The sequence below is a fragment of the Listeria rocourtiae subsp. hofi genome (assembly GCF_963575615.1).
Classification (GTDB): domain Bacteria; phylum Bacillota; class Bacilli; order Lactobacillales; family Listeriaceae; genus Listeria_A; species Listeria_A hofi.
The window spans coordinates 25,710-50,901 of the sequence record NZ_CAUYTL010000026.1 but is presented as its reverse complement, the minus strand read 5'-3'; the positions used below and the strand labels follow the sequence as shown (position 1 = coordinate 50,901).

Genomic DNA, 25,192 nt, shown 5'->3' with positions numbered 1-25,192 from the left:
TTCGAAAAGTCACGAAGAAAGGCGCCTTCCCGCAGGAAAACGCCTTACTAAAAGTCCTTTATTTACGCGTAAAAGAATTCCATACGAAATGGGCAGAGGGACATGTTCAAAACTGGTCGCTCGTCATGAACCAGCTCCTTGTTTTGGATTCTCTCAAGGACCGTGTGTCACATTACATTTCTATTTCTTAATTACACACTTTTCTTGACAAACCCTTTTTCTTCTTATCTAATTTTCGTTAAGTTTCATCAAGCGCATGCTGCTTTTGAAAATTGGCCAATACTCGTCTCGCTTCTTCGGTAGATTTTGTGTCCATTAACCTAATTCTAAGATCATTGGCACCCGGAAAACCTTTAACATAAACCTTAAAGAATCGATGTAACCCAGCAATGGAGCGTGGAACCTGCTCAGCAAATTCATCTTGCAAATCTAATTGCAATTCCAATAATCCGAGCAGTTCCTGCGCTGTGTGTTCTTCCTTCTCTTTTTCAAATGCAAACGGATTTTTAAAAATACCTCGCCCAATCATAATGCCGTCTACACTATATTTTTCAGCAAGTTCCAATCCTTTTTCACGATCTGGAATATCCCCATTAATTGTAATCAACGTTTTAGGGGCAACACGATCTCGAATCGCCATAATCTGAGGAATTACTTCCCAATGCGCATCGACCTTACTCATCTCTTTACGCGTGCGCAGATGAACAGATAAATTTGCAATATCTTGCTTCAGTAAATGAGTAATCCAGCTCTCCAATTCTTCCAACGCTTCATAACCAATCCGTGTTTTCACACTCACCGGTATGCCCCCTGCCTTGGCTGCTTCAATCAATTCAGCCGCCACTTCTGGCCGTAGAATCAACCCACTACCTTTGCCACGTCTAGCCACATTCGGAACAGGGCACCCCATATTAATATCAATACCTTTAAAACCCATTTCAGCCATGCCAATGCTCATCTCTCGGAAAAATTCAGGCTTATCACCCCAAATATGAGCCACAATCGGTTGTTCATCCTCCGTAAAAACTAAACGTCCTCTCACGCTCTCGATACCATCAGGATGACAATAACTATCCGAATTCGTAAACTCAGTAAAAAATACATCAGGGGCAGCCGCTGTTTTCACAACATGGCGAAAAACAACATCCGTCACATCTTCCATCGGTGCTAAAACAAAAAAAGGCTTCGGCAACTCTGCCCAAAAATTAGTTGACATGATTCAATCTCCATTTCACTAAACTCTGTTACTTTCATAAAAACATGGTTATTCTACTAATAATACTAGAAAAAATCAATAGCATCAATCACCATTTTTCATTTCCTGCAAAACTTAATTCTTATAATTATAGAAAAACGTATAACCAATCGACTGTCCCAAATAAATCAACCTATCCAGTTTCTCATTAGGAACAATAAAAAGATGATAACAATCACTATCCGTATCAAGCGTTACTAACGTATAGCCTTCCACCAAAAAATACGCATTTATCTTATCCAACGCCTCATCAGTAAATTCTTCCCCTGTAAAAACAATTTTATTGAGATGAAGTGAATAACCTAAGCTATCAATCGCGCTTTTAAGTTGCCACAAGATATCTTCGGTCTCTTCTTTCCAATCAATGTAAGCCCCAAACCGATGCGCTGTTTCATAACCAACAAACCAGTACGCAGCAATTAACAATCGCGCATTATGTCTATCTAATGAGTCTTCCCACATTTCCGAACACCATTTTTTATGCGCTTGCTGAAATTTTTCATAATCATCCGCCATCAAAGTAGCATCATCAACTAATGCTCTATTGTCATTACTTAAAATCCTTGAAATCTCTATCAGCTTACTATAGTCAACTTCACCCAAATCTAATGTTTTCTTCGTAAAGAAATCAAACATCCCCATTATTATCCCCCACCCAAATTTAAAATAGGCTAGAAAAGACCCCCATCCAAAAGATGAGAGTCTTGAAAAATTTTTCTTAACGTTTTGAGAACTGAGGTGCACGACGCGCGCCTTTAAGTCCTGGTTTCTTACGTTCTTTCATACGTGGGTCACGAGTTAATAGACCTGCACGTTTTAATGGAGAACGGTAATCTGGTGCAACTTGTAGCAATGCACGTGAAATACCGTGACGAATTGCTCCAGCTTGACCAGTATAACCACCACCGTTTACGTTTACTAAAACATCATAGTTCCCTAGAGTTTCAGTTGCAACTAATGGTTGTTTAATAACTTCGCGAAGAGCCGCGAATGGAATGTAATCTTCCCAATCTCTACCGTTGATAACTACTTTGCCATCGCCTGGTACTAAACGTACACGAGCTACTGAGCTTTTACGACGACCTGTTCCATAATATTGTACTTGAGCCACTATATTTCCCTCCTCTTCTAATTATCCGCGTAATTGATACACTTCTGGTTTTTGTGCTGCATGTTCGTGCTCAGCACCACCATAAACGTGTAATTTCTTGAAAATTTGACGTCCTAGAGAATTCTTTGGAAGCATTCCTTTGATAGAAAGTTCAAGTAATCTCTCTGGATTATTCGTACGTAGGTCACCTGCTGTACGTGATTTCAAACCGCCTGGATATTGAGAGTGACGGTAGTAAATTTTGTCTGTTGCTTTTTTACCTGTTAGAGCAATTTTACCTGCATTAATAATAATTACGAAGTCCCCTGTATCAACATGAGGAGTAAATTGTGGCTTGATTTTACCACGTAAGATTGAAGCTACTTCACTAGATAAACGGCCAAGCGGAATATCTGTAGCGTCAATAACATACCATTTACGTTCTACTTCGCCTGTTTTTGCCATATAAGTCGTACGCATAATTTTCCCTCCTAGATTTTAAGAAAAATGCGATCTGTAAACTGTTCCATAGCCCACGATCTGCTTTTCGATTTGATTTATTAAAAGTTCCATTGTTTTGTTCAACACAACAACCTTCCGGGGCTTATTGTGGGGCAAACAATACCATAGTCAATAATACAGTTTTTATCATCAAAAGTCAATGCGATTACGTATTTTTTTTCAAAACATTACTCGTAATAAACTTCCCATAAGTATAATCCTTGTGGTGGAGCCGTTTTTGCGCCTTGAGTACGGTCTCGCGCTTCCAAATTCGCCTTCACCTGCGCTACTGTCAATCTGCCTTGTCCAACATCGAGTAACGTGCCAACTAAAATCCGAACCATATTATACAAAAAGCCATTTCCTTGAAAAGCAAAAATTAACGTGTCTTCCTCTTCAATGACATCAATCGAATAAATCGTCCGAACCTTGTCCTCACGACTCGAACCAGCCGCACAAAAACTCGTAAAATCATGCTCACCAGTCAAAACATCCGCCGCTTCACGCATCAATGGAATATCTAATTCATATGGAAAATGGAGTGTAAAATGCCGTGCAAAGGGGTCAAAAAACTCTGAACGATTCACAAAATAACGATATTCTTTTCCCGTCGTCCCAAAACGCGCGTGAAAATCTGGCGCCACTTCCTCCACAGAAACAATACTAATATCATACGGCGTGAAAGTCTGCAAAGCTTTTCTATATTTGATAGGTGGAATTGCAAGTGGTGAATCAAAATGAATCACTTGGCCTTTTGCATGAACACCCGTATCCGTTCTCCCAGAACCGATTATCTTCACCACTTCACCTTTATGCATCCGCAATAGCGCTTTTTCTATCTCCTCTTGCACTGTTCGACCGTTCGGCTGAATCTGGTACCCAACAAAATTGGTTCCATCATATTGAATTATTGCTTTAAATCGCTTCATTTGTCACACCTCTTCTTATGATCGCAGCCAAACTAACAATGCCGTTACAACCAACATCATCACTAGCAAAAATGTATCTGAAAATCGCCACGCAAGCAGTCTAAACTTCGTTCTGCCTTTCCCGCCACGATAACCACGAGCTTCCATCGCTATCGCCAAATCCTCCGCTCGTTTAAAAGCACTGATAAAAAGTGGCACGAGCAGTGGCACAACCGCCTTCATCCGATCCTTTAGCGGGCCACTCGAAAACTCAACCCCACGAGCCTTTTGTGCCTTCATAATTTTCTCCGTTTCATCCATCAGCGTCGGAATGAATCGAAGCGCAATACTAAGCATTAGCGCTAATTCATGGACAGGAAAGCGTACAAATCGCAATAATGCTAACATACTCTCAATCCCATCCGTCAACTCGATAGGACTCGTTGTGAGCGTCAAAAGTGTCGTCATGAAAATAATCAATACAAACCGCGCAAAAATCATCGCTCCATTCATCAACCCAAGGCTCGTCACATGAATCGGACCCCACTCAAAATACGTCGTCCCACCTTGTGTAAAAAACACTTGCAACAGCAACGTCAAAATAATCAGCCAAAACACCGGTTGTAGCCCTTTAATAAAGAACATAAATGGCACACGCGACGCAAATAGCAAACTCAGTACAAATACAAATAGTAACGCATATGTAAGCCAGTTATTTGCGAGAAACACAATGATAATAAAATACATCACAGCTGTAATTTTTGCACGAGGATCGAGACGATGTAACCATGATTCGCCGGGAATAAAACGACCGAGAATCATCTTCTCCATCATTGGCTGGCCACGTCCTTCCCAAGATGTGGTAGCATTTCTTTCACTAATTCATCAATCGTCAAACATGTCTTACCAAGCTTCACCGCAAACCGTTCCTCAAAACGCCGTTGAAAATGTACCACATCAGGAACCGATAGCCCTAAATCCGTCAAAACATCCGGCTTACTAAAAATTTCCCGAGGTGTCGCGACCTGTTGCACTGTACCAGCTTTCATCAAGATTACTTTTTCTGCATAAGCTGCTGTATCTTCCATGCTATGCGTCACAAGAATCGTCGTCAGCCCCTTTGTTTGATGCAGCGCTGCAAACATTTCCATAATCTCCTTGCGTCCATTCGGATCAAGGCCTGCTGTTGGTTCATCAAGTACCAAAACCCGTGGATCCATTGCCAAAACGCCAGCAATCGCTACACGCCGCATCTGACCACCAGAAAGTTCAAACGGCGAACGAGTCAAAATTTCCTCCGTCAGTCCAACCTCGACAATCACTTTTCGCGCTCTCGCCTTTGCATCCTCTTCCGACACACCAAAATTAAGCGGACCAAAACAAATATCTTTTTCCACCGTCTCTTCAAATAACTGCGCCTCTGGAAACTGAAAAACAATCCCAACAAGCTCTCGCAAATCACGTAATCCTTTTTGCTTCTCGCCTGCCTTAATAACACGATCACCAAGCGTCACCGTACCCTCTGTTGGCAATAGTAACGCATTCAAATGTTGCAACAAAGTCGATTTCCCAGAACCCGTATGCCCAATAATCGCTGTATAACTCCCCGATTCAATTGTCACATTAACGTCTTGAAGCGCACGCGTCTCAAAAGGAGAATTTTTCTGATAACAAAAACCTACTTGTTCGAATGTAATGTCCATAACTGCTCCATCAACGCCCCTTCCATCAAACTCCGATCCGATAGCGCAACACCTGACTGCTCCAATTTTTCCTGTAATGATGTTATAAAAGGCACACCAAGCCCGATTCGTCGCATTTCATCCGCCTGCGCAAAAACCTCCCTTGGCGTTCCTTCCAAATGACGCACACCTTTGTTCATCACAATAACCCGATCCGCCATCACGACCTCGTCCAAATCATGCGTAATCGAGATTACCGTAATCGCCTCCCGTTCCCGCATCACCCGAATTGTTTCCATTACCTCGGCACGCCCGCGCGGATCAAGCATCGACGTCGCTTCATCCAAAATAATTACATTCGGCTGTAAAGCAAGAACTCCAGCAATCGCCACACGTTGCTTCTGACCGCCCGAAAGACGCGATGGCTCATGTAACGCATACCGTTGCATTCCAACCTCTTCTAGCGCATTTTCCACACGTTTTACCATCAATTCATGCGGAACTCCGTGATTCTCGAGACCAAACGCCACATCATCCTGTACCGTCGCACCAACAAACTGATTATCCGGATTTTGAAATACCATTCCGACCTGTTTGCGAATCTCCCAAATCGTCTTCTCACCTAGCTTAAAATGACCAATTTTAACCATTCCTTCTGTCGGAAACAACAACCCATTCAAAAGTTTCGCAATTGTTGACTTACCTGAGCCATTATGACCAACCAGTGCCAACCACTCGCCCCTTTTCACCGTAAAAGAAACATCCTTAACCGCAAAATCATTTTCGTCCTCATATTTATAACTAACGTGATCTAATTTGACAAAACCATCCGACATCACGTACACCTCACTCTCAAACGATCCTATACCATGCCTATTATAGTACAAAAAAACACCTCACGCAAAGGAAGGTTCTCCCAAGCAATGACAACTACAACTTTTCTCACTCAATCCTATTGAAAGATGCATCAAAATTGCAGTATATCTGCTCTTCCAAATACAGTTCTAAGCCTCAAAGCAAAAATATCCCGAAAAAGCAAACAATACGACTCAAACTGTTCACAATATGTCCATGTACTTCGATTTAGAGAGATGCTATACTTTATCAAAGTAACCAAATAAAATAGCATTTATTCATTGTTACTTGAAGTACTACAAATACAGAAGAAAGGAGAATTTTTGATGCACCCCATGACGAAACAGCACGTTATTTATGCAATGGATAAGAATGCAACACCAAGCATGACAGTTGATAACGGTGCAGTTGTAACTATCGAAACATACGACTGCTTTGAAAACCAAATAAAATCCGAATATCAGCCATTCCACCGACTTGATTGGAATCGAGTGAACCCAGCAACTGGACCTATCTTCATTAAAGACGCAGAACCTGGAGACATACTGGCTGTAACTATAGAGAAAATTCAATTAATTGGCGATGCAACTATGCTAACAGGGCCAGAATTAGGCGTACTTGGCGATGACCTAATAGAGAATACTATTCGTCGCTTCCCAATTGTAAATGACAAGCTTATATTTTCAAAAGAAATTGCTATTCCTCTAAACAAAATGATTGGCGTTATCGGTACAGCACCGGCTGGAAAACCCATCTCATGTGGCACACCAGAAGCACACGGTGGCAACATGGATTGCAAAGAGATTAAAGAAGGCGTAACACTATTCCTTCCCGTAAACGTCTCTGGCGCCCTGTTAGCTATTGGTGACGTACATGCCGCAATGGCAGATGGTGAAGTATCCGTTTCAGGCGCAGAAATCGCTAGCCAAATCACAATGCGACTCCAAGTAGTTAAAGGAAAAAACTGGCCAACACCAAGTTTAATCAGTGAGGACAAGATTATCACGATTGCATCAGCACCAACACTTGATGAAGCAAGCAAAATCGCAACAAAAAGCATGGTTCAACTTTTGACAGACGCAACTAGAGTAACACCATCAGAAGCCATCATGCTATTATCATTAGCAGGTGACCTACGAATCTGCCAAGTTGTCGATCCAAACAAGACCGTACGTATGGAACTACCAATCCAATATTGGTCTGAAAATCCATTTTTATAATCAGCAAACACAATCGAGGCGTCATATCGGTTGTGTTTTTCATTCATACACTACTTCCTGCAACTGCTTCCCTAAAAACCGTGCTAAACGCTCTGCTTCAGTAACAATTCTACTCTTATCCTTCGCTGAAATCCGCTCAAAAGCATAACAAGTAAACCGTATAGTCTCGCCTTTTATAGCATAACGCCATGTCCCACGAACCACTCCGTCAATCAGCATTACTGCCTCGATGTGACCCGCTGCCCGCCAAATCTCTTTCTCATACTTAATATCCACCAGCCATCCCTTATCTGCAAAACTCACAAACAACGGATCGAATTTTCCGAGTAACTTCACTTGTGGCATTAGATCACACTTGGCAAAATCCATATGTCCCTCTGGATAATAATAAACCTTACCATCCACGTCAAACCGTTCCAGCCCATCCTCAATCCTATGAAAAGCATTCATCAAAGCATAATTAGGAAGACCACTCCAATGCTTAAAATCAGCCAAAGTAGCAGGACCATAGCAAGTCAAATACCGATGTAAAAGACGATCCAGTTCGTATCCATCCAAGTCAGCTAACCATTTCTCAGTCGAAATCCCATCCACCCATTTTCGATGTGCATAAAATTTCGTACTAGGCCTTTCCGGCACAGCATAAATCTGACCCAGCAAAGAAGATTCAATCAAGACCCCTCCCCAAGTCATCAATTTTTTGGCCTGATTTCCCATCAAAACAGCCAGCTCCTCTTTTGATACAAAGCGTTGTGACCTTCCAAGCACATCGATTCGGTCCAATAACTCATCCAAATCAACACCTAGTTCCTCACAATGCTTCCTAACCCATGTCCTGCGAGGTGAATAAATGGCATGCAAATTACTCCAATCTTCCGGGACATACAAATGCACAGTCGTCCGTTGTCCCCATAGTTTAATAATCTCATTCCTACTATACTTCTCATCCAACATATCCCTCGACAAACCATTCACACGATGAAACAGACTAATCTCACCAAACTGCTGATACTGCGCCTGAATCCCTATCAAACTAGCCACGCAATTCTCCACCAACTCAAAGGAATTCCCTAATCCCGAATTAGCAATCCGCGTGTTCCTAATTCTATTCAAATCCAAAACATCCACCTCCAATCAAAACATAAAAAAATAGTCTACAAATCAATTACGATTTCATAGACTATCATACATCAATTGCCTGGCAACGATCTACTCTCACAGGGGGAAGCCCCCTACTACCATCGACGCTGAGAAACTTAACTTCCGTGTTCGGGATGGGAACGGGTGTGACCTTCTCGCAATAATCACCAGACATTATTTATACATATACTAAGCTTCCAACCAGATTCGAACTGGTGACCTCTTCCTTACCATGGAAGGTAACACCTTATGATCCCTTATTTTTCGTTATTATTCATTATGTACAAATCGCATTGTATCAATGTATCTTGCGTTTGATAACAAAAAAAGAAAATCAATATTGTTAAAATCGGTGACCAAATAGTGACCTTGGTCACTGGAACTATAATAGCATGATTATAATTGATTGTAAACACTTATTTTAATCTCCATCATATTTTATTTATTTCTTCCTATTATATATGTAAATTAAAAACACCAGTTAACACTCTGGTGTTTTTGTGAAGCGCTAAAATCAATCATTGATTAAGTATGCAAGATATGCCTAAATCCAAGAATAGAAGTTTAGTTCGTCGATTCATTGTTTACTAAAATATAGTCGCCACCGTTTTGATTCTGTATAATCTTCACGATTTCAGTTTGTTCAAGAATTATTCTGACTATGTGATGTAAACTTAAAATAGCATCTTGAAGATTTTGATTATCTTCAATATCAACTATTTTCAAACCATATTCTCTTGCTTTATCCTTATTTATATGCCTTGAATGCATTTTCTGCTCATTTCTACTACCTAAAAACTTAACTACTTCTTTTGCTCTATTTAAAGAATCGCTATCTTCGCAGAACATATTTTCACCTAACCACTTAGTAACCATCTCATCTGATAATTCTATTGCCTTTTCGCAGGTATCTATCAGCGTAGGAGAGTACTTAGACAATATAGGCTCCCATAAAAATCTATTATTTACCGATGCATTTATATCAGCTTTAGCTTTCTCCACTTCATTTACTATCGCTTGGCAAGCTAAAGCTCCCAATTGTGGGTCAATCGGCCCTAAATTAGAATGTTTTGCCATTAATATTTCTTTTGAAGCACAAGCAATCATTGTACCCGCAGAAAATGCAGTATGGGGCACAATGATTCTAAAATCGTTCCCAAATAAGGATTTAATATAATTTACGATAGCCTCGGTTGCACCTATATCCCCTCCAGGTGTATGCAATACGATATCCAACCCTTTCGAATAATCAAGCCCATAGAATACAGACATAAATCCACTCATATCCGCATCATTTATGCTTACTAAATTAGATCCAGCATTCTGCTGTTGAAGAAAACCTGAGTAATATACCACTACATTTCTTCCTGTCATCTCAGATAGTTCCGTTATATACTTATTTAAAATACTAGCACGATCCCCGTTTAAACGAATAATCTCATTTTCTATATCTAGCGCGCTTGGAATTTTTAACCTCTCCCTTTATAGATTCATTAATGAACCATTGATTGATGAACCTTGCTTAAATACGTTATTATATTTATCATTTTTTTTGTTCAGAGAAGAGCTACTAGCTGTTTTAATGGCGCTTACATGCTCTTCTTTCTCAATAGACTCTTCATATTTTTGTAATTGCCTTTCAATCTCTTTAAATGAATATAGCATTATTAAAAACCTCCTTCTCCTATAAACCTAACTATACAATCATTTCAATAAAATGTAAATACACCTCCATTCGCGCACACGAGCTCGGATTTTATTCTATTTTGGAACGTAGGCAGTCTTGACTCATTTAATTACTCAATTGAGTATACTACCACCTCTCCGCTCTCGTAGCAATACACAAATAGTGTACTTTTAGCCTGCTAGTTTTTTTCTAAAAATAGAAAAATAAAATTTAATATTTTTTTATTGATTTTATAATACCCTTTTACCAATAAATTTATTTATATTATTTTAATAAAATTTAAAAATCCTCAAAAATAAAAAAGCCCAGAAAATTAATTCAGGACCAATATTCATATCGCTATTTTATCAGTGCTAACAGCTACACGCTATACTGTTTCAAAATCCCCCAAATATTATCTCGAACTGTATCTAGCGGCTCATTTAATTGCTTTCTTGTTTGAAAATCATTATCCCAAATGAAAAATTCTGATAACCCACCTCTTGGGGGATAAAGTTCTCTATGAGCCGAAACCACATATTCTATTTTGGAAATATCGCTAAATTCATTATCTCTCAAACAGCTTAAGATACTCTCTATAGTTCTAATCTGCGGGGTGTATTCACTACCTCCACTCTGTTTCACGATGCTAAGAAGCTCTGAAAATAATTGCTCTAATGTATTCAATTCCTCATTCACTGAAAATACCTCCTACTTCATGTGCCCTCATTTATGTAATAAAACAAAGACACCAGCTAGCACCTAGTGTCTTTGTTCTACAATTGGAGTAAGTATAACTAACCATAGAATTCTACATATTCAAATGATTTTCTATGCCTTCCTAATACTATTATTATTTCCAACCGTTATATTCCAAAAATTTATCTGGAATTCGTAATTCAAGCTGTTTTTGAAGTTCCTCACAGAAAATACTCATATCTGCTTGATCGTACCATTCTTGACTGTTTGGTAAAGCAATTCCTAAATCACCGTTCACAATAGCACATCCAAATGCTCCTCTATCATAATTTAAGATGATATTGAAAAAGTTATATGCTTCAAATTCCACACTAAACTCTATCCAAGGCTCTTCTTGCAACCTACTAAATGAAAAAGCTGAACTAATCCTATCACCAAGCCGCTCTTTCAATTCATCACTAATTTTCGAAGCTAATAATTCTGATTTATTTAATTGCATACCATACATCTCCTCTTGGTAATAATTTAGAATATCCATGCTCATTTTGTAAGTACTGCCACTCTTTCGCTAAGTAGCTATCCTTATACTCTTTTAAATCCGGCTTATGAGAAAACCTAATATCTTTCCCGCTCTTCACCGCATCATTCAAAGCTGGTACATTAAAATACTCAAACATTTCATTGTCTGTTAGTTTATATTTGTTCTGAATTTCACTCCACTTGCTACCTAAATCAAAATACATCGAATCATCTCCTGCTCGTCCTATATACGAATCTGGTCCGGCTTTCCCCCAATTCTCAACCCCATCTTCTACTGTTGGTGTATATTTCCCCAACGTCATGGAATCTCCATCTACATTGTGTACAGAAGCTTTCCGAATCTCTTGAAAATCTTGAACCGGGATTTTACCACCAATTTTGCCATCAATAATTTTTACTCCATCGACTATTCCTGCGGCCCTGCCTGCATTTGCAGTAGCAGTTCCATCCGGACCAATTGCACGTACTTCTTTTATTTTGGTAAAATCATTCATTCCTTTTGTAATCCCAAACGCACTGGCAAAAAATATCGTACTACTTGCCAAACCATATGCATCACCTTTATTATAAGGCTCTAGATAACTCGCTACAATCCCATTCCACAACATACCTGCCGTTCCTGATGGATTAGTCCGCAGATTTTTCATCAACATAGCGATACTTTCCAAATGCTTTTCTGGATGCTTCAAACTTTCAATTGCACCTAGGCCGAATCCAATAACCGAGTCCCTCGTGGAAGCACCAATCTCACGCACCTTACTGCGATCATAATGCCTATAATCCGCTTCAATGATTGACGCATGATGTTGATCCATCTCTAAAAGCTTTCGCATATCTCGGCTGATCTCGTGCATCGATTCGCCGCTTTCCTCTTGCATGCGGTTTATCGTGCGCCGCAGATAATCGTCCAATTCTTCCATCCGTGCTTGGTTCTGCCGCATCACCCATAGCTCGTCGGGGTCGTCTGGTATGCTCTCGATGCTCGGTTGCGGCACTCGAAATACCTCGCTTTTCATCATATCCAGTGTATCTAGCGTCTCGTCTGCCAGCTTCTTTAACCCATGGGCATCAATTAGCATGTCCTGATTACGATAAATGGGACTATCAATGTCTTTAAAATCATTCACATAGTTTTCCAAATACGTGAAGAGTTTGGTCACCGTCCCTTGTTGTCTGGAAATATCGTCTCGGTGAGCGCCAAATTCCATGGTCAAGGCTTCGGCCAGCTTCCCTTTTTGTTGGGCCGCCACGTCTTGCACCTCCACCAGCACACCGTCTAGTGTCTCCAAACTGGCTTTCATTTTATGTAGCGATGATAAGGCATCTTCTAGCTCACCCATGTTTATTTTAAAATCCATTAGCGCTCACCACCCAACTTGGCATCCGTTTCGATGAACGCACGCACCGCCGCTTGGCTATCTATAAACGCTTGATGTAGTTTGGTAAATTGATCTGCATGAATTCCTTTCACTAATCCTTCTTTTACTTCGATATACCGCGTCGCAAAATCGGGAGAAACTTGTGTATTTATCTTTTCTAATCTGCGTTGCACGTTGGTAGCTTCGACTTTAAAATCAGCCGCCGCCTGTTCCCCTCTCTTTAACTGTTTCAATATACGAGCGGTGTCGATATCAATGGATGTTGGCATCTCTATATCTCCCTCCGTAAACTGCTCTCTATCTGCTCACAATAGGAAACCATGTCCCGTGTTTCCACTTGTATTTGACGAAGCCTATATACCATCTTCTCCTGCGCCTCGTGGTTTTCATCGTGTATCTTATTTTTTTTGCTTGTAAACCCATCCAGTAAGTTTTCCAAGCTGTGTTTCCTCGCAGATATCGCATGGCGAGTTTGTTCATAATGTGGCATAGGGCACTTCCTCTCGTGTTAGTATCTTCCAATAACTCATTATAACAAATATAGACAAATAAAAAAAGCTCCCGATAAACTTAAATCGAGAGCTTCTATATACTATTTACTTTTCAACTCTACATGCTTAGGTGCTGCGGTGATGTAGTAGGTCTTACCTTTCGAATTTTGAACTTTATACTGTGGGCTGCCGTTCACATTTACTTTATCAAGTATGGTAGGAAATCCAAGACCTTTGTTTACAGTTCCCACAACGTCCTTATCTGCCCATGAAGGCTTAACGTAAAAACGCAGATCGTTTGTTTTAGAAACAAGTTTCTTCCCAGCGTATGGATTAGCTGATGGCTTAGGTGCTACCGGCGTTGGGTTTGGCTTATTAGGGATTGTTGGCTTTTCTGGTTTGGCTGTGTGATTAATTCCCAGCGTCGCTAAAATACCATGCGCAATTGCACGCCCCATAGCTTGTTGCTCTGCCACCGTGTCCACAATGAAACGATCATTGGAATCAATAAACGCAGGTTCAACAATAACCGCTGGCATTTTCGTTTCACGAATAACAGCAAAATAATCCTTGCCATCACTTCCCTTTTTGGAATAGATGGCAGGATTACCGATGTTTTGACCAATTTCAATTTTAATAGCATTGATAATATTTTGCGCAAGTTTCTTACTAACTCCATTTGCAATGCTATGGATCACTTCCGCTCGGTCCCCACCGCCTGCGTTGTAATGTTCCGATACAAATAAATCGGCACCCCAATCGTTTGCTGCTTTGGCGCGTGCGCTAAGTGACGGATAAGTGTCACCTGTACGAGATAACCGAGTTTCTACGTCATATTTTTCAAGCTCATATTTTGTTGCGTAAGCAGTCGCGCGTGCCATATCTTTTTCAATCAGCCCATTTGCAACTGCACCTGGATCAGTCCCACCATGCCCTAAATCTAAAAATACTTTTTTCTTTGTCATTTTTCTTCATCCTCTACAATTTTATTTTCTTGCTCATCATCAATCTGTTTGCTAAATCGATGTAGTAGCTGTGTTAAAAACGGTACTTTTAGGCCTATCGCTTCCAAATTTTCTACAATGCTAAGCGATTCCATGATGATCATGGCGCAAGTAAAGATAAATGCGATATGCAAATTCTGATGTGCTAAATTGATGCTTAAAACATCAATCATTGATGCGACCATTACGGCAATGAAAATACCGAGTTTCTTCATTAAACCTTGATAATTTTTTGCGCTCTTAAAACTGATTTTTGATTTCTTGCTAAATGCCTTCATATAACCAGTTATTAAATCAAGCACGACAACAAGCACTAAAAAATGTATCATTGTCAAACCTTCGCCAAACATGAATGTTAAAGCAGGCTTCATTATGTCCATATTCTCAATCCCTTCCATTTTCAGAACCCCCATTCTTTGCATAAAAAAATACACCTATCGAGGTGCTAATCTATAAAGTAGTCTATTTCATTTAGCCAAATTGGGCTTGTGTAGACGGCTGAAACTATTTCAAGGTTTCCGTTTGAATGCGTATAAATCTGTGCCTGTGCATCAGCTGCGGCCGTCTGCTGCCCACAAAGATGTGATTGCGGGTAAGTGTCTTTTTGCCTAAAACCTTCATCTGCCGTTGCAAAAACCCCTGTTCCACCACTAGTTCTTACTACAATACCTGCGTAAAACACTTTATTTCCAATTCTGCGATATCGAGGAACCGAGTTCGCAAACGCTGTAAATCCTGCTTTTAGTGTAATGGGTAACCAACCAGTATCTGCAAATTTAGTATTCACATAGTTCATTGCGGAATTTATCGCGTGAGCTTCAGCTAAGTCCGCTTTTGCTTGCGATCCAACTGTGTTCTCGTATTCTCGCCACGGGCTTGCTGTAGCCCCTACATATCTATAAAAATGTCTGTTGGCACTAGCATTGGTTGTGCTAAAATACCTCGCATGTTGTTCTATCGCCGTGCCAGCTATAAGTTTATGGTTTTCTAACCTGAATGCCCCACTGCCTGGTGCATCTGTTAGTTTTCCAGCAGCCGTTGAATTCATATAGAAACTTCCTTGTTCTATAATCTCTGCTAACGTTGTAACATCTGGCGGCGATTTAGCGGCGCCAGAATCAGCAGTTAATTTAGCTTTCTGCCAATTTACTGTATCCGTTATTTTCACAACCTGATTCGCGTTTATCAAGGCTATTAGCTGGTTGGCACTCGCAGTTGCTACATCCAATTTGTTTAACGCTACATTCAATGCTGCCATTGATTCCGCAGTTTCCGCTTCAATAAACCTTGTTAATTTATCAATATCACTAACAAAGTCCTCTACAACAATATTGCCTTGTGTTGCATCCCTAGCAACGTTGATTGTGAAATTTTGCGTTGTAACTCTTTCATCAGCAGTTAAATCAGCCGCATCTAGTATTTGAAACCCCGGGGTGCCACCTTTTTCTAAAGCAAAGTAGCAAAGATTCAGAACACCATGGCTTGAAAAAACCTCTTTAGCAATTACATAAACGATTTTCCCATCTATGACAGCCATATTTCCGTATGTTGAACCATCATCACGTACAAACTTCCCGCCTGGTAACGCACACTCAAAAACTGGCGTGTAGTCATCGAAATCCTCAATGGTATCGCCATCCGCAAATACCTCTACTGTTAACGTAACCGATTCTTTCTCCGTAACCCTAGCGAGCACAAGCGGGGTGATACTATCAGATATTAAATCAAGTGAGAAAGGATAATTCTTTAATGTTGCCACATTATTCACCTGCCTTGTTCATTAATAATTGCATTTGTCGTTTTAATTCATCTATTTCTTGTTGCTGATCTGCTAGCATTTTTGAAGTAGTATCTAGCATTTCCTTTGTGTCCTCTAGCTCTTTTCGCAATTGATCTACTTCCTGTATGTTTTCGCGAGCCCCCTGCCAAAGCCACATAATGGCTTTTTGATGGTCCATGCCCATTAAATCATCCGCTCGCAATTCCGGTGGTAACAGCTCGGCAATAAAGCCTAGCCGCTTATCAAAACTGACATAGGAACCATCTTTTTCATCATTAAATGCAGCTTCGACATCTTGTTTTAATCGATAGCTGAAAACTTCAACGGTTTTTATCATGTCTTTACCGCTGTATTTTTCGGCAATCCCTGATTCTATAAATTTTTCAACGTCTTGTTTGATCTCAATACTAGACATTTGAATTAATGACTTACAAACGTGATCCGCATAAATTAATTGCGGTGTATCCCATGATGTATACAAAATACTAGCCGTTTTCCCACCAGGACCAGCGCCGATAGAACACCAGTCAACCGAATACACAAGTGGGAACTCCCCACCTGCAAAGGGCGATAATCGTATTACCTTATCGGGGTCAATCGCACCTGTACTTTCGTTTATTTTTTCAATGGCTAATCCCATGCTGCCGGTTGTATCTAAACTTACACGCATCGCAGGGTATGGGTACGCATCTCGTTTTGCTTCCAAAACAAAGCCGCTGCCCCCGCCCATTTTTAACACTTCTCGATACTGCGGTAGCGGTAACGGGGGCAAGAAACTAGAATACAGTGTATCCAGATAAGCAGCAGACCCCGTTATAGTAACACCAATGATGTTAATCGCTCTTAGCGTTCCCGCCCTAATCATATCTGCAACAAATTTTCCGTCGTAGGTCATACCAATTTCATACGGCCCCGCATATCCGTTTTTCGAGTGTCCCAAACCTCCGGCGTTCCATCTCCACACATTGCGCGCGGTATTGATATCTCTTGTATCCATAATCAATATTTCTTGCGGGTCTGCCATCGATGGATAGATTACAACATTTCCGGCCGGCGGATTGTTTATTGTGTTAGTAAGCTCGTCAATACCAGCTTGTAAAAAAGACCGATCAGAACTAATTGACTCTACTTCTTGCTGAATATCGTTAAATTGACGTGATATATTCGGCTTAAAGTCGCCTAATTCCACGGAAAGATACTTATCAAGAAGGGGATCGAATACTGTTGCAATGACACGTGCCTTCACATCTATTTCTAACTGCAAAAACTTTGTTGTGACTGTATCCCATAAGTTAACAGTTTCCAAAGCAAGTATCTGGGCAAGTTCTTCATCGTCCAGTTCTCTCGATTGATCTATAAAAGAAATATCGAGATTTATAGACGGTTTCCCTACATCGTTATTCACAATATAGGCATTGCCAGCTGTTCTTAAAGTAGCAACATCCTTAACGTTATCCCCCGTTAAATCAACCATCATAGCCCGTTTATGAGCAAAGTTAGAGGCATATTGTGAGTCTAGTGTTATTTCTGGTAATCGGATCGTGACATCATTTCCGCTAGTATCTTGAACTTGCGCATAAGGATAGATGGATGTAAAAGTATCGCCTATCTCTTCATCTTGTTTTGCATCCGTCAAATTTTTCCCGTACGCAATCAGCACGCCATTATCAACTCCGGCGCCTCCACGCGGATAATGCCGAATATTAAAATTATCAAAAATAAACTCACCCTTAAATGTATCTAAGAGCGAGCCCTCTTTTCCTCCCAGCGCTTCCCTTGACGAGCACAATTCTATTGTTGTATTTGCCTGTGTTGTCGAAGAACTTGTACCGGTGAAGGTATGCGGATAAACAGTATTGCTTAAAATCTGATTGAGCATATAACCAGCTGTTCCATTTTGAACCGTTACCTTGCCTTTTAACGGATTGTAATGCAGCCTATAGCTGATATGCTCCGCTTTTACGGTAACTATTCCATTGATAGGTTTTGAAACGGCGTAAATTGTAAAAAGCTGTTCCGGATCCCGTAAATTTGCTTTTGCTTTGATAATATTCTGATTCTTGATTTCGCTAAAATAGGGCCCATCTTTTACATACTTGAATTCTAATTCATATGCCCCGTTTGCTTCCTGTCTAACTTGCCAATCGAACGAATCTGCTAAGACGCCAATACCGTTATTTGCAAAATCGGTTGTAGCAGCATCATACAAGCGTGGCAATAAAACCCGTGAAGTAGCCATTTATATCGTCCTCCAATTCGGAGTAACTTCCACTTTTGTAACATTCCCAGTCCATGTAAAACGATTTTCTCCGACGTCTAGTTGCGGAAACGGATAAGTGTTTACCTTGTTATTGAGTAATGTACCAGGTTTATAGGCAATCTGACGTTCCGAATCAATCGTAATTTGGCCCTGTATCCCTTTCAAAACAACCTTATAATTATTAACGAAAAAATTAATATCGCCATTGCCGTATATTGTGATCACCGGGAGAGACGGGAATATTTCAACATTTTGTAAGCGGCCATTTTGTAAAATAACAAAAGTTTGTGATCCAGTTATAGAATACTTATACGGCTTGCAATCAAAGCTTATCGAATTACTGCCAAATCTAGTATTTACATCTTTAACATCAGGCGTTGCAAAACATTGTGCATAGCGGTAATAGCGTTCATCGACTGTATCAAAAAGCTTGTTGTAGCCTTGTCGCCCTCTAAGCCATTTTGATAATTCACCGCATATTTGTGCAATAGTTAGATCATTGTATGCATAGATATTAACTGGATAGTCCATTGTTATGTTCTTAAAACGCCCCTGATCTACGAAATTATCCCCGCTTATTCCAGGTGCTTCAATACGCTGCACATCGCGTTCAGGAATTGGAAAGCTACGATCTGCAAGGATTCGCATACCAAATTCCGTGGATTTCTTTCCAGCAAACTCAAAATAATTTGGAACCTTTAGCACCCTTTCCATTAGCGATCTAGCCTCCTTCTATCTCTATTTATTTGTGATCCTAATTCGTTACCAATACGGCGTATATCATCATCATTACGAACAATAATATTTCCAGTGAATGTAACATTTACAGATTGATCGTTGTTTGTTTCACTTGGGCCTGGCGCCGGATTCGATGGTGTAGCCAAATTAGCAAATCCGGAAACATCTGGTTGCCTAATCTTAGTCATATCTGGCATCCTTAAACTGCTAAACATGCCGCTTTTTTCTTGCGCATTATACAGCCTAGCTTCCTCTGCTGTAAGCACTCGTTCACCTTTGTGTAGTTCAGAAATATATCCGTCGAATGGCACATAATTTAAACCATCTTTATTACTTCCATCAACATCTGGTGCGCCACCAAAGCTTCCCATATTAATTTTTGCCGCTGACATTGCAGTTTTCGCTAGACCAGCAGCCGCATTTCCAACAGCTCTACCAGCAGCATCCATTCCTGCTGCCATTTGATCACCTATGCTTTTCCCAATTCCAAAAAATGAAGATACCCAGCTCACAGCTGAATTAAAGGCCCCTTTAATAGTGTCAACCGCGGCATCCTTCAACTTTTGTTTTGTATTGGATACTCCTTTTATGATTTCCCATACAAGCTTAGCTCCAAGTTTAGTTAATTCCCAAAGCAATGATAGTATCCCTTTCACGATTGTCCATAATATTTGGCGCCCTGCTTCATTAATTTTTGGCATGTTTTTAATCAAAGCCCCTACTAAAGTAACTATCAGCTTGAGAGCCGCAGAAATTAATTGCGGTAAAATTTTAATTATTCCTTGGATAAGAGCCATCAAAATTTTAACTCCTGCCTCAATAATCTTGGGCAGATTTGTAACAATCGTATTTAGTAGAGCCATAATAATTTTTATAATAGCCTGTAACAACACTGGGAGAATCTGAATTATCCCGTCGATTAAGGCCATTAATATTTGTATGCCGGCATCTAATATTTTGGGAAGGTTTTGGATTAACGTATTTACCAACATCATAATAATTGAAATAGCGGATTCAATCAGTGTTGGCAACATACTTACTAGCCCATCGACTAAAGCCATTACTATTTGGATAGCCGCATCAAGTAGTGCAGGAAGCATTGTTGCAATGCCATTAATCCATGCCATGAGAATTTGAACACCTGACTGAATAATGATCGGCAATAATGTTGTAACGGTAGACAGCCACACATCAATTAATTTAGTAACTACCGCGAGAACCATGGGCAAGGCTGTTACAATACCATTTACAAGCTTTGTAATAATATCGACACCTATAGCTACCATTTTAGGTGCCTGTGCTGCAAAACTTGTTACCAAATTAGTGATCACATCAAAAACCATTGTTATCAATCCTGGTACTGTTGTCCCCATTCCTTTTGCTAATGATTGAATTAATTGACTACCAACCATTATCAATTGCGGGATACCGCCTAGCAAAAGCCCGATTATAGTTGGTAGTAGATCAGCAACTGCATTAATCAATGCATCAAATCCACCACCTGAAAACGCTGTTGCCACTGCGGAGACAAATCTTTGTAGTTTATTTATGAAATCCCCAATATACGAACTAATCGTTGAAAACACTGTTTTTAAGATGTTACCAAATTTCAAAATAAGAGCCGTTCCTTTACCACCAAACGCCCCCTGTAGATATTTATCTAAATCAGCAATAGAACTAAACGAGCCTGTAGCAACCTTAGCAATCGCAACAATCCCCATTCTTAACTTATCTATGCCTTGCAGTACTGTAATCAAGGAATTAAAAATACCGTCTGCAATAGACGGCGGGAAAATATTGTGCAGCTGCTTATTAAGATTTGCTATTTCTTTTGTATTGTTCGTAAAGAATGCTTTAATCATGCCGCCAACGATAACACCAGATTGCATCGCTTTCTGCCCTATCATTTCGAACATTTGCACCGTCGATATAAGCGAATTCCTAACCGCGGTACCAAATTTCATAATGCGCGCTGTGCCTTCTGCACCAAATACACCTTGAAAATATTTGTCCAAATCAGCAACGGATTTAAATGAGCCAGTAACTACTTTTGTAAAGCCAACAACCCCCATTTTCACTTTCTCAATGCCTTGTAAAATGAAGATTAGCGAATTGAAAATACCATCTGCAATATTCTTCGGCAACATATTGTGCAGCTGCTTGTTAAACTTGCTAATATCTGAAGTATTTCCAGAAAAGAAAGCCTTGATAATGCCACCAACTGCCTTAAACGATCCGCCAATATTCTTTAGCAAGTCATTTAATGGTTTGCCTTCTTTGTTAAAATGCCTAAACGCTACAACAACCCCCGTTATCGCAGCTGCCACCAATAATACGGTTCCCGACATAGCCGCCATACCAGTTATAAACGGCCCTATTATCATCCATGCCGCACCTAACGCTGCTTGGAATCCAGCAATTAACCCAATACCAATCGCCAAAGGAGATAAAAGCAAAGTTAACGCAGGGATCAACATCAAGATAGCAGCAACAAATTTTGCAATCTTCGGGTGAGCCTCGTTGAATTTAATAATCATGTCTGCCAATCGCTTAATAAAATTAAAGGTTGGCACCATGACCGCAGCAAACACTTGGAATAACGGTTCAAAGGCTTCCCGTATGCTCTTTTTCATACTTACAAATGCCGTCGCATAGGCTTTGTTTGATTCCATCGCCCCTTTATGCAACGTAGAATAAAATTTCGCTGCTGTGACGGTCGCAGCTAATGCAACCATCGTTACACGCATAATCCCTTGCCCAATCATCATCGTCATATCTTGCAATTGCTTCATGTTTGCCGTAGGTCCTAACATTTTCAAAGCTAAAACCGCGGGTTGTCCTCGCATTGCGATTTGATTTAAACCATCAGCAATGGCAAGTGCGCCCTTATTGACTTGGTACATGGGATTTTTCATACGAGTAAAGTTTTCACTAATACGCGTCGCCTGTGTTGTCCTAACAATAATTGTTCCTACACTCTTAATGAGCTGATTTTTCATCATTTCGTTATTCTTGATCATGTCATCCATTACTTTCTTGTGAACGCGCCCCTGCGCTTCCACCTGTGACATGAATTGCTTTGAACTGCCTGAAAAGTTTTTAGCCGATTTGCCTAGCTGAAAAAAAGCATACTTAGAGGCAATAAGTTGATCCTTATACTTATACAATGACACTCGTTGCTCCATATAAGCCTGTCTCATTTCGTTGTGCATCCGTCGTGCTTCTTCGGATTGTCCACGATATACCCGACGCACAGAGCGCCCGTAATACTCATAATTCTTAGCCATTTCATTCGTATAACGACTGGAATCCTTACTAATCGTTTTCCCCATGCCAGCAAGTTCGCGCTCAATATCCCTAGCATCATGTTTAATGCCGCTTTTGTCTATTTCTGTGTCAATAATAATCTTGCCATCTGCCCCTCGTTTCGCCATGCTCTCCCTCCTCTCTGGATGAATGTATTACTTATAAAAACTCTTTTTCCATTTCTTCTAACATCTGCTTCTCGCGTTTTTCACGCTGGCTTTTAAGCTCGTAAAATTCTTTCATTTTGCGAATCCTTCGGCGTTCCTCCTTGTTTTCTGGACCCGATGGTACCTCACACCCGCGATACATGATTGCCTGCATGATTGGTGTTTTTTCAGAAAGGTTATTGAATAACGCAATAAATTCATCCCAACTCAAAACGCCAACTTCATTTAGTAAATCGATATTGTAATCAATTAAAAAAGATGCATAAATTCGCTCTGCATCTTCAAAAAAATTGTATAGTTCCTCGTTATCTGCTAAATCTGAACCACTATCGGAATCTGTTTGGCTCAACTCTTTGTAAATAAGTTCAGTAATTTTAACGACATCACGCGGCGTATGGTCATATTTCTTGTAATCTTTCACAAACATTCTATACATGATATAGATTTTCTGATTTTCCTTTAAAAACTTATCATCATATAGCTTTATTGCTTTAATAACATTGTCAAAAGTAATGCTGATCAGCACTTTTTCACCTCTATAGGTAATATGCCGATCAGCTTTTTTTTTGCTCGTCAAAGAAAACATGCCCATCACTCGCTAACTGTTTCTTCGTCATCCTCTTCCAAGTATTCCTTGAGCTTCTTATCTTCAAATTCTGCCATCCGCTCTTTAAACACTTTGAAAAGTTGCATAGCGATATTAGTACATACCATGGAGCTTTTCCCTGAATTATTATAAATTTCGTCCGCTATTTCCTCATTGAAGAAAACAACAAAAGCCTCTTTTACCAACTTTATATTTTCCGAAAGTGATCGATTTGCCTGCTCGTTCTTTGCGATCCCTTCCCACTTCGCCGCTTCTTTTTCATACTCTAATAATTTTTCATCGGAAAAATCAACGGTATATGTTTCATTGTAAATAATGACTTCCTCAAACGCTTTTTTAGTATCAATAGTAATTGCCATAATAAAGTTCACTCTCCTAAATTTATTTTACTCACGTATAGATTCTTCTAAAAATGTGTCATAATTTGATCCGTTTTTCACTGAAAATGTAACGATATCGCCTACATGAAGCTCCTCAAAATCGTACTCAAACAAGCCGCCTATATCCGTGACAATAGAAAAATGACGGCCGTTATTTAGTGAAATATAGATTTTGCTATCCGGAGCAAAAACACCAATGACATGCAATTGTGTCGTTGTTATATTTTTCAATAGCGGATCAAATGCTGGATTTATATCTTTATATCTCAAATATAACGCCTCCTCTTTATGTCGCTACCTTTTCCGCATAGCTTGGAAAAATTGTACCAACTTTAGCCTCCGCCTTAATTACCGCCCCCGCGACCATTCCGGATATGCTACCACTGAACACACCTGTTGCGGTCGCCGTGAACACTGTTTTATTAACACCATCGACGCTTATTCTAACTTGCCCGTTATTTTCAGTGGTACCCGAGACAATCCCGGAACTAGCTACAACATTGTTCAGTGTTATTTTAGCCAACTCTGCTGTTATTGTTGTGGGCATCCCTGGTACCGATGTCGGTAAATTAGGATTGCCGTCTATTGCACGAATATCATATTGATTACCTGGAATGATATTCACATTTCCCAGTACATAAATTCTTAAAACGCCTGCGGTTACCGTTCCTGTTAATAATGCTGTCATTTCACCTTTTCTATACAACCTACAATTCGTAACATTAGATGCATTTACAGCTGATCCATTAATATAACTTTCTCCATACAAGTATCTAGAAACAATAGGCTTCGGCAATAGTGTTTTTTGAGTTACCACATTACTTGAATCGCCCTCTATAACTCCATTTACAGCAGATACTTTTGCAGAATATACGGTATCATAAACAAGCCCTGTAACTACTGCCTGATTTGAATCAAACCGGCGCGCTCTTGTTTCACCGCTCAAACGTAGCAAATAAAAATCTGCTGCTAGTACTTCGTCCCATGCAAATGTGATTGTTGTATCTGTAACTGCTGTAACATGAAGATTAGAGGGAGCATCAGGGCGCAGTGTCCACTTCTGGTTCTGTGGCACTTTCGATTTTTTCAGGCTTACCGTTAAAATGACACTCAAATGAGCATCCTCCCTTAGCATTCGCATCGCCACCTGGTGGCTTAATGTTCACGAGCGCACCATTTCCCTTAAGGCCTAATTTTTTAGGATTGATAACATAAAATTCCCCGTCTCGTTTTGTCAAATCCGTGTCTGCAACATCAAAAACAAAATTTTGGAATGGGTCGTTATAATCTCGGTCCGCATCCATAGGGTATGTTTTTTGCTGCCCTGTAACGGTAGAAGTAGAGCCGCCCTCATCGTCATAGTATGCAGTTTGATCCACTTCTTCGTTATTGTCTGGGTCAATACTCTTTATCCCGCCACCGATGCGTAACCACCCTTCATCTGTAATGGCTGCCCCTGGGGTTGAGTTCCAGAAAAAACGATAGTTATGTTGTAATAAAAATGCTTTTGGCATAATCTTTTCC

At 40.1% G+C, this 25,192-nt stretch carries 27 protein-coding genes, 1 rRNA gene and 1 pseudogene; 2 read left to right on the top strand and 27 right to left on the bottom strand.

The features are described from left to right. Positions 1–191 (top strand): annotated as a pseudogene (locus R8925_RS11460) (IS256 family transposase); the annotation flags it as partial. A 47-nt stretch (positions 192–238) separates the two neighbouring features. Here R8925_RS11460 and R8925_RS11455 read toward each other — a convergent pair. From R8925_RS11455 to R8925_RS11420, 8 genes are all read right to left on the bottom strand, one after another. After that, entirely contained in the window at positions 239–1,216 is a 978-nt protein-coding gene (locus R8925_RS11455) for a tRNA dihydrouridine synthase (protein ID WP_430535984.1), read from the bottom strand. Between the two features lie 114 nt (positions 1,217–1,330). Then, positions 1,331–1,897 carry a DUF6630 family protein gene (locus tag R8925_RS11450; protein ID WP_430535983.1) on the bottom strand — a complete coding sequence of 189 codons (567 nt, stop codon included), beginning with the start codon at positions 1,895–1,897 and terminating at the stop codon, positions 1,331–1,333. Positions 1,898–1,973: 76 nt separating this feature from the next. Further along, complete coding sequence (rpsI, locus tag R8925_RS11445) at positions 1,974–2,366, bottom strand: 30S ribosomal protein S9 (protein WP_036065752.1); 393 nt, start codon at positions 2,364–2,366, stop codon at positions 1,974–1,976. A 21-nt stretch (positions 2,367–2,387) separates the two neighbouring features. Beyond that, positions 2,388–2,825 carry a 50S ribosomal protein L13 gene (rplM, locus tag R8925_RS11440; RefSeq protein ID WP_036073495.1) on the bottom strand — a complete coding sequence of 146 codons (438 nt, stop codon included), beginning with the start codon at positions 2,823–2,825 and terminating at the stop codon, positions 2,388–2,390. A 209-nt stretch (positions 2,826–3,034) separates the two neighbouring features. Then, entirely contained in the window at positions 3,035–3,775 is a 741-nt protein-coding gene (gene truA / locus R8925_RS11435) for a tRNA pseudouridine(38-40) synthase TruA (protein ID WP_430535982.1), read from the bottom strand. Positions 3,776–3,790: 15 nt separating this feature from the next. Beyond that, positions 3,791–4,588, bottom strand: a complete 798-nt coding sequence (locus R8925_RS11430) for an energy-coupling factor transporter transmembrane component T family protein (protein ID WP_430535981.1) — start codon at positions 4,586–4,588, stop codon at positions 3,791–3,793. After that, positions 4,585–5,457, bottom strand: coding sequence for an energy-coupling factor ABC transporter ATP-binding protein (locus R8925_RS11425; protein WP_430535980.1), 873 nt, complete (start codon positions 5,455–5,457; stop codon positions 4,585–4,587). The genes R8925_RS11430 and R8925_RS11425 overlap by 4 nt, the downstream gene beginning before the upstream one ends. Next, entirely contained in the window at positions 5,433–6,272 is an 840-nt protein-coding gene (locus R8925_RS11420; RefSeq protein WP_430535979.1) for an energy-coupling factor ABC transporter ATP-binding protein, read from the bottom strand. Before R8925_RS11420 ends, R8925_RS11425 begins: the two co-directional genes overlap by 25 nt. A 345-nt stretch (positions 6,273–6,617) precedes the next feature. On the opposite strand from R8925_RS11420, the gene R8925_RS11415 reads away from it, so the two are divergent. Next, a complete protein-coding gene (locus R8925_RS11415) occupies positions 6,618–7,511 on the top strand; it encodes an acetamidase/formamidase family protein (RefSeq protein ID WP_430535978.1) in 894 nt (297 codons plus the stop codon). A gap of 39 nt (positions 7,512–7,550) precedes the next feature. Here R8925_RS11415 and R8925_RS11410 read toward each other — a convergent pair whose 3' ends face one another. From R8925_RS11410 to R8925_RS11320, 19 genes are all read right to left on the bottom strand, one after another. Further along, positions 7,551–8,630, bottom strand: coding sequence for a winged helix DNA-binding domain-containing protein (locus tag R8925_RS11410; RefSeq protein ID WP_430535977.1), 1,080 nt, complete (start codon positions 8,628–8,630; stop codon positions 7,551–7,553). A gap of 77 nt (positions 8,631–8,707) precedes the next feature. Next, positions 8,708–8,823 (bottom strand): 5S ribosomal RNA (gene rrf / locus R8925_RS11405). 392 nt (positions 8,824–9,215) lie between these two features. Further along, a complete protein-coding gene (locus tag R8925_RS11400; RefSeq protein WP_430535976.1) occupies positions 9,216–10,025 on the bottom strand; it encodes an SDH family Clp fold serine proteinase in 810 nt (269 codons plus the stop codon). Positions 10,026–10,133: 108 nt separating this feature from the next. Continuing rightward, positions 10,134–10,316, bottom strand: coding sequence for a hypothetical protein (locus tag R8925_RS11395; protein ID WP_430535975.1), 183 nt, complete (start codon positions 10,314–10,316; stop codon positions 10,134–10,136). A 382-nt stretch (positions 10,317–10,698) separates the two neighbouring features. Further along, a complete protein-coding gene (locus tag R8925_RS11390) occupies positions 10,699–11,016 on the bottom strand; it encodes a hypothetical protein (protein WP_430535974.1) in 318 nt (105 codons plus the stop codon). Between the two features lie 154 nt (positions 11,017–11,170). After that, positions 11,171–11,515: a hypothetical protein gene (locus R8925_RS11385; RefSeq protein ID WP_430535973.1), complete on the bottom strand. Its 345-nt coding sequence runs from the start codon at positions 11,513–11,515 to the stop codon at positions 11,171–11,173. Continuing rightward, positions 11,502–12,914, bottom strand: coding sequence for a hypothetical protein (locus R8925_RS11380; RefSeq protein ID WP_430535972.1), 1,413 nt, complete (start codon positions 12,912–12,914; stop codon positions 11,502–11,504). Before R8925_RS11380 ends, R8925_RS11385 begins: the two co-directional genes overlap by 14 nt. After that, on the bottom strand, positions 12,914–13,204 hold the full coding sequence (locus R8925_RS11375) for a hypothetical protein (protein WP_430535971.1): 291 nt from the start codon (positions 13,202–13,204) through the stop codon (positions 12,914–12,916). Before R8925_RS11375 ends, R8925_RS11380 begins: the two co-directional genes overlap by 1 nt. Positions 13,205–13,527: 323 nt before the next feature. After that, positions 13,528–14,391 (bottom strand): N-acetylmuramoyl-L-alanine amidase family protein, encoded by an 864-nt coding sequence (locus R8925_RS11370; protein ID WP_430535970.1) that lies wholly within the window; start codon positions 14,389–14,391, stop codon positions 13,528–13,530. Then, complete coding sequence (locus R8925_RS11365; protein WP_430535969.1) at positions 14,388–14,852, bottom strand: phage holin family protein; 465 nt, start codon at positions 14,850–14,852, stop codon at positions 14,388–14,390. The genes R8925_RS11370 and R8925_RS11365 overlap by 4 nt, the downstream gene beginning before the upstream one ends. Before the next feature lie 23 nt (positions 14,853–14,875). After that, on the bottom strand, positions 14,876–16,189 hold the full coding sequence (locus tag R8925_RS11360; protein WP_430535968.1) for a BppU family phage baseplate upper protein: 1,314 nt from the start codon (positions 16,187–16,189) through the stop codon (positions 14,876–14,878). Between the two features lies 1 nt (position 16,190). Then, positions 16,191–18,449, bottom strand: coding sequence for a phage tail spike protein (locus R8925_RS11355; protein ID WP_430535967.1), 2,259 nt, complete (start codon positions 18,447–18,449; stop codon positions 16,191–16,193). Further along, complete coding sequence (locus R8925_RS11350) at positions 18,450–19,184, bottom strand: hypothetical protein (protein ID WP_430535966.1); 735 nt, start codon at positions 19,182–19,184, stop codon at positions 18,450–18,452. Then, positions 19,184–22,642, bottom strand: coding sequence for a phage tail protein (locus R8925_RS11345; RefSeq protein ID WP_430535965.1), 3,459 nt, complete (start codon positions 22,640–22,642; stop codon positions 19,184–19,186). Before R8925_RS11345 ends, R8925_RS11350 begins: the two co-directional genes overlap by 1 nt. 31 nt (positions 22,643–22,673) lie before the next feature. Then, on the bottom strand, positions 22,674–23,267 hold the full coding sequence (locus R8925_RS11340) for a Gp15 family bacteriophage protein (protein WP_430535964.1): 594 nt from the start codon (positions 23,265–23,267) through the stop codon (positions 22,674–22,676). A gap of 5 nt (positions 23,268–23,272) precedes the next feature. Beyond that, positions 23,273–23,647, bottom strand: a complete 375-nt coding sequence (locus R8925_RS11335) for a hypothetical protein (RefSeq protein WP_430535963.1) — start codon at positions 23,645–23,647, stop codon at positions 23,273–23,275. Between the two features lie 27 nt (positions 23,648–23,674). Continuing rightward, on the bottom strand, positions 23,675–23,938 hold the full coding sequence (locus tag R8925_RS11330; RefSeq protein ID WP_430535962.1) for a hypothetical protein: 264 nt from the start codon (positions 23,936–23,938) through the stop codon (positions 23,675–23,677). A 16-nt stretch (positions 23,939–23,954) separates the two neighbouring features. Beyond that, positions 23,955–24,782, bottom strand: a complete 828-nt coding sequence (locus R8925_RS11325) for a fibronectin type III domain-containing protein (RefSeq protein ID WP_430535961.1) — start codon at positions 24,780–24,782, stop codon at positions 23,955–23,957. Beyond that, positions 24,709–25,182, bottom strand: a complete 474-nt coding sequence (locus R8925_RS11320) for a phage tail tube protein (protein ID WP_430535960.1) — start codon at positions 25,180–25,182, stop codon at positions 24,709–24,711. The genes R8925_RS11325 and R8925_RS11320 overlap by 74 nt, the downstream gene beginning before the upstream one ends. Between the last annotated feature and the right edge of the window lie 10 nt (positions 25,183–25,192).

Excerpts from the sequence above, each read along its gene's own strand:
- R8925_RS11355 (WP_430535967.1), bottom strand. The coding sequence starts at position 18,449 with ATGGCTACTTCACGGGTTTTATTGCCACGCTTGTATGATGCTGCTACA.
- R8925_RS11395 (WP_430535975.1), bottom strand. The coding sequence starts at position 10,316 with ATGCTATATTCATTTAAAGAGATTGAAAGGCAATTACAAAAATATGAA.
- R8925_RS11335 (WP_430535963.1), bottom strand. The coding sequence starts at position 23,647 with ATGGCAATTACTATTGATACTAAAAAAGCGTTTGAGGAAGTCATTATT.
- truA (WP_430535982.1), bottom strand. The coding sequence starts at position 3,775 with ATGAAGCGATTTAAAGCAATAATTCAATATGATGGAACCAATTTTGTT.
- R8925_RS11385 (WP_430535973.1), bottom strand. The coding sequence starts at position 11,515 with ATGCAATTAAATAAATCAGAATTATTAGCTTCGAAAATTAGTGATGAA.
- R8925_RS11425 (WP_430535980.1), bottom strand. The coding sequence starts at position 5,457 with ATGGACATTACATTCGAACAAGTAGGTTTTTGTTATCAGAAAAATTCT.
- R8925_RS11370 (WP_430535970.1), bottom strand. The coding sequence starts at position 14,391 with ATGACAAAGAAAAAAGTATTTTTAGATTTAGGGCATGGTGGGACTGAT.
- R8925_RS11415 (WP_430535978.1), top strand. The coding sequence starts at position 6,618 with ATGCACCCCATGACGAAACAGCACGTTATTTATGCAATGGATAAGAAT.
- R8925_RS11400 (WP_430535976.1), bottom strand. The coding sequence starts at position 10,025 with ATGACAGGAAGAAATGTAGTGGTATATTACTCAGGTTTTCTTCAACAG.
- R8925_RS11375 (WP_430535971.1), bottom strand. The coding sequence starts at position 13,204 with ATGCCAACATCCATTGATATCGACACCGCTCGTATATTGAAACAGTTA.
- R8925_RS11450 (WP_430535983.1), bottom strand. The coding sequence starts at position 1,897 with ATGGGGATGTTTGATTTCTTTACGAAGAAAACATTAGATTTGGGTGAA.
- R8925_RS11345 (WP_430535965.1), bottom strand. The coding sequence starts at position 22,642 with ATGGCGAAACGAGGGGCAGATGGCAAGATTATTATTGACACAGAAATA.
- R8925_RS11340 (WP_430535964.1), bottom strand. The coding sequence starts at position 23,267 with ATGTTTTCTTTGACGAGCAAAAAAAAAGCTGATCGGCATATTACCTAT.
- R8925_RS11380 (WP_430535972.1), bottom strand. The coding sequence starts at position 12,914 with ATGGATTTTAAAATAAACATGGGTGAGCTAGAAGATGCCTTATCATCG.
- R8925_RS11455 (WP_430535984.1), bottom strand. The coding sequence starts at position 1,216 with ATGTCAACTAATTTTTGGGCAGAGTTGCCGAAGCCTTTTTTTGTTTTA.
- R8925_RS11320 (WP_430535960.1), bottom strand. The coding sequence starts at position 25,182 with ATGCCAAAAGCATTTTTATTACAACATAACTATCGTTTTTTCTGGAAC.
- rplM (WP_036073495.1), bottom strand. The coding sequence starts at position 2,825 with ATGCGTACGACTTATATGGCAAAAACAGGCGAAGTAGAACGTAAATGG.
- R8925_RS11420 (WP_430535979.1), bottom strand. The coding sequence starts at position 6,272 with ATGTCGGATGGTTTTGTCAAATTAGATCACGTTAGTTATAAATATGAG.
- R8925_RS11365 (WP_430535969.1), bottom strand. The coding sequence starts at position 14,852 with ATGCAAAGAATGGGGGTTCTGAAAATGGAAGGGATTGAGAATATGGAC.
- R8925_RS11430 (WP_430535981.1), bottom strand. The coding sequence starts at position 4,588 with ATGATGGAGAAGATGATTCTCGGTCGTTTTATTCCCGGCGAATCATGG.
- R8925_RS11350 (WP_430535966.1), bottom strand. The coding sequence starts at position 19,184 with ATGGAAAGGGTGCTAAAGGTTCCAAATTATTTTGAGTTTGCTGGAAAG.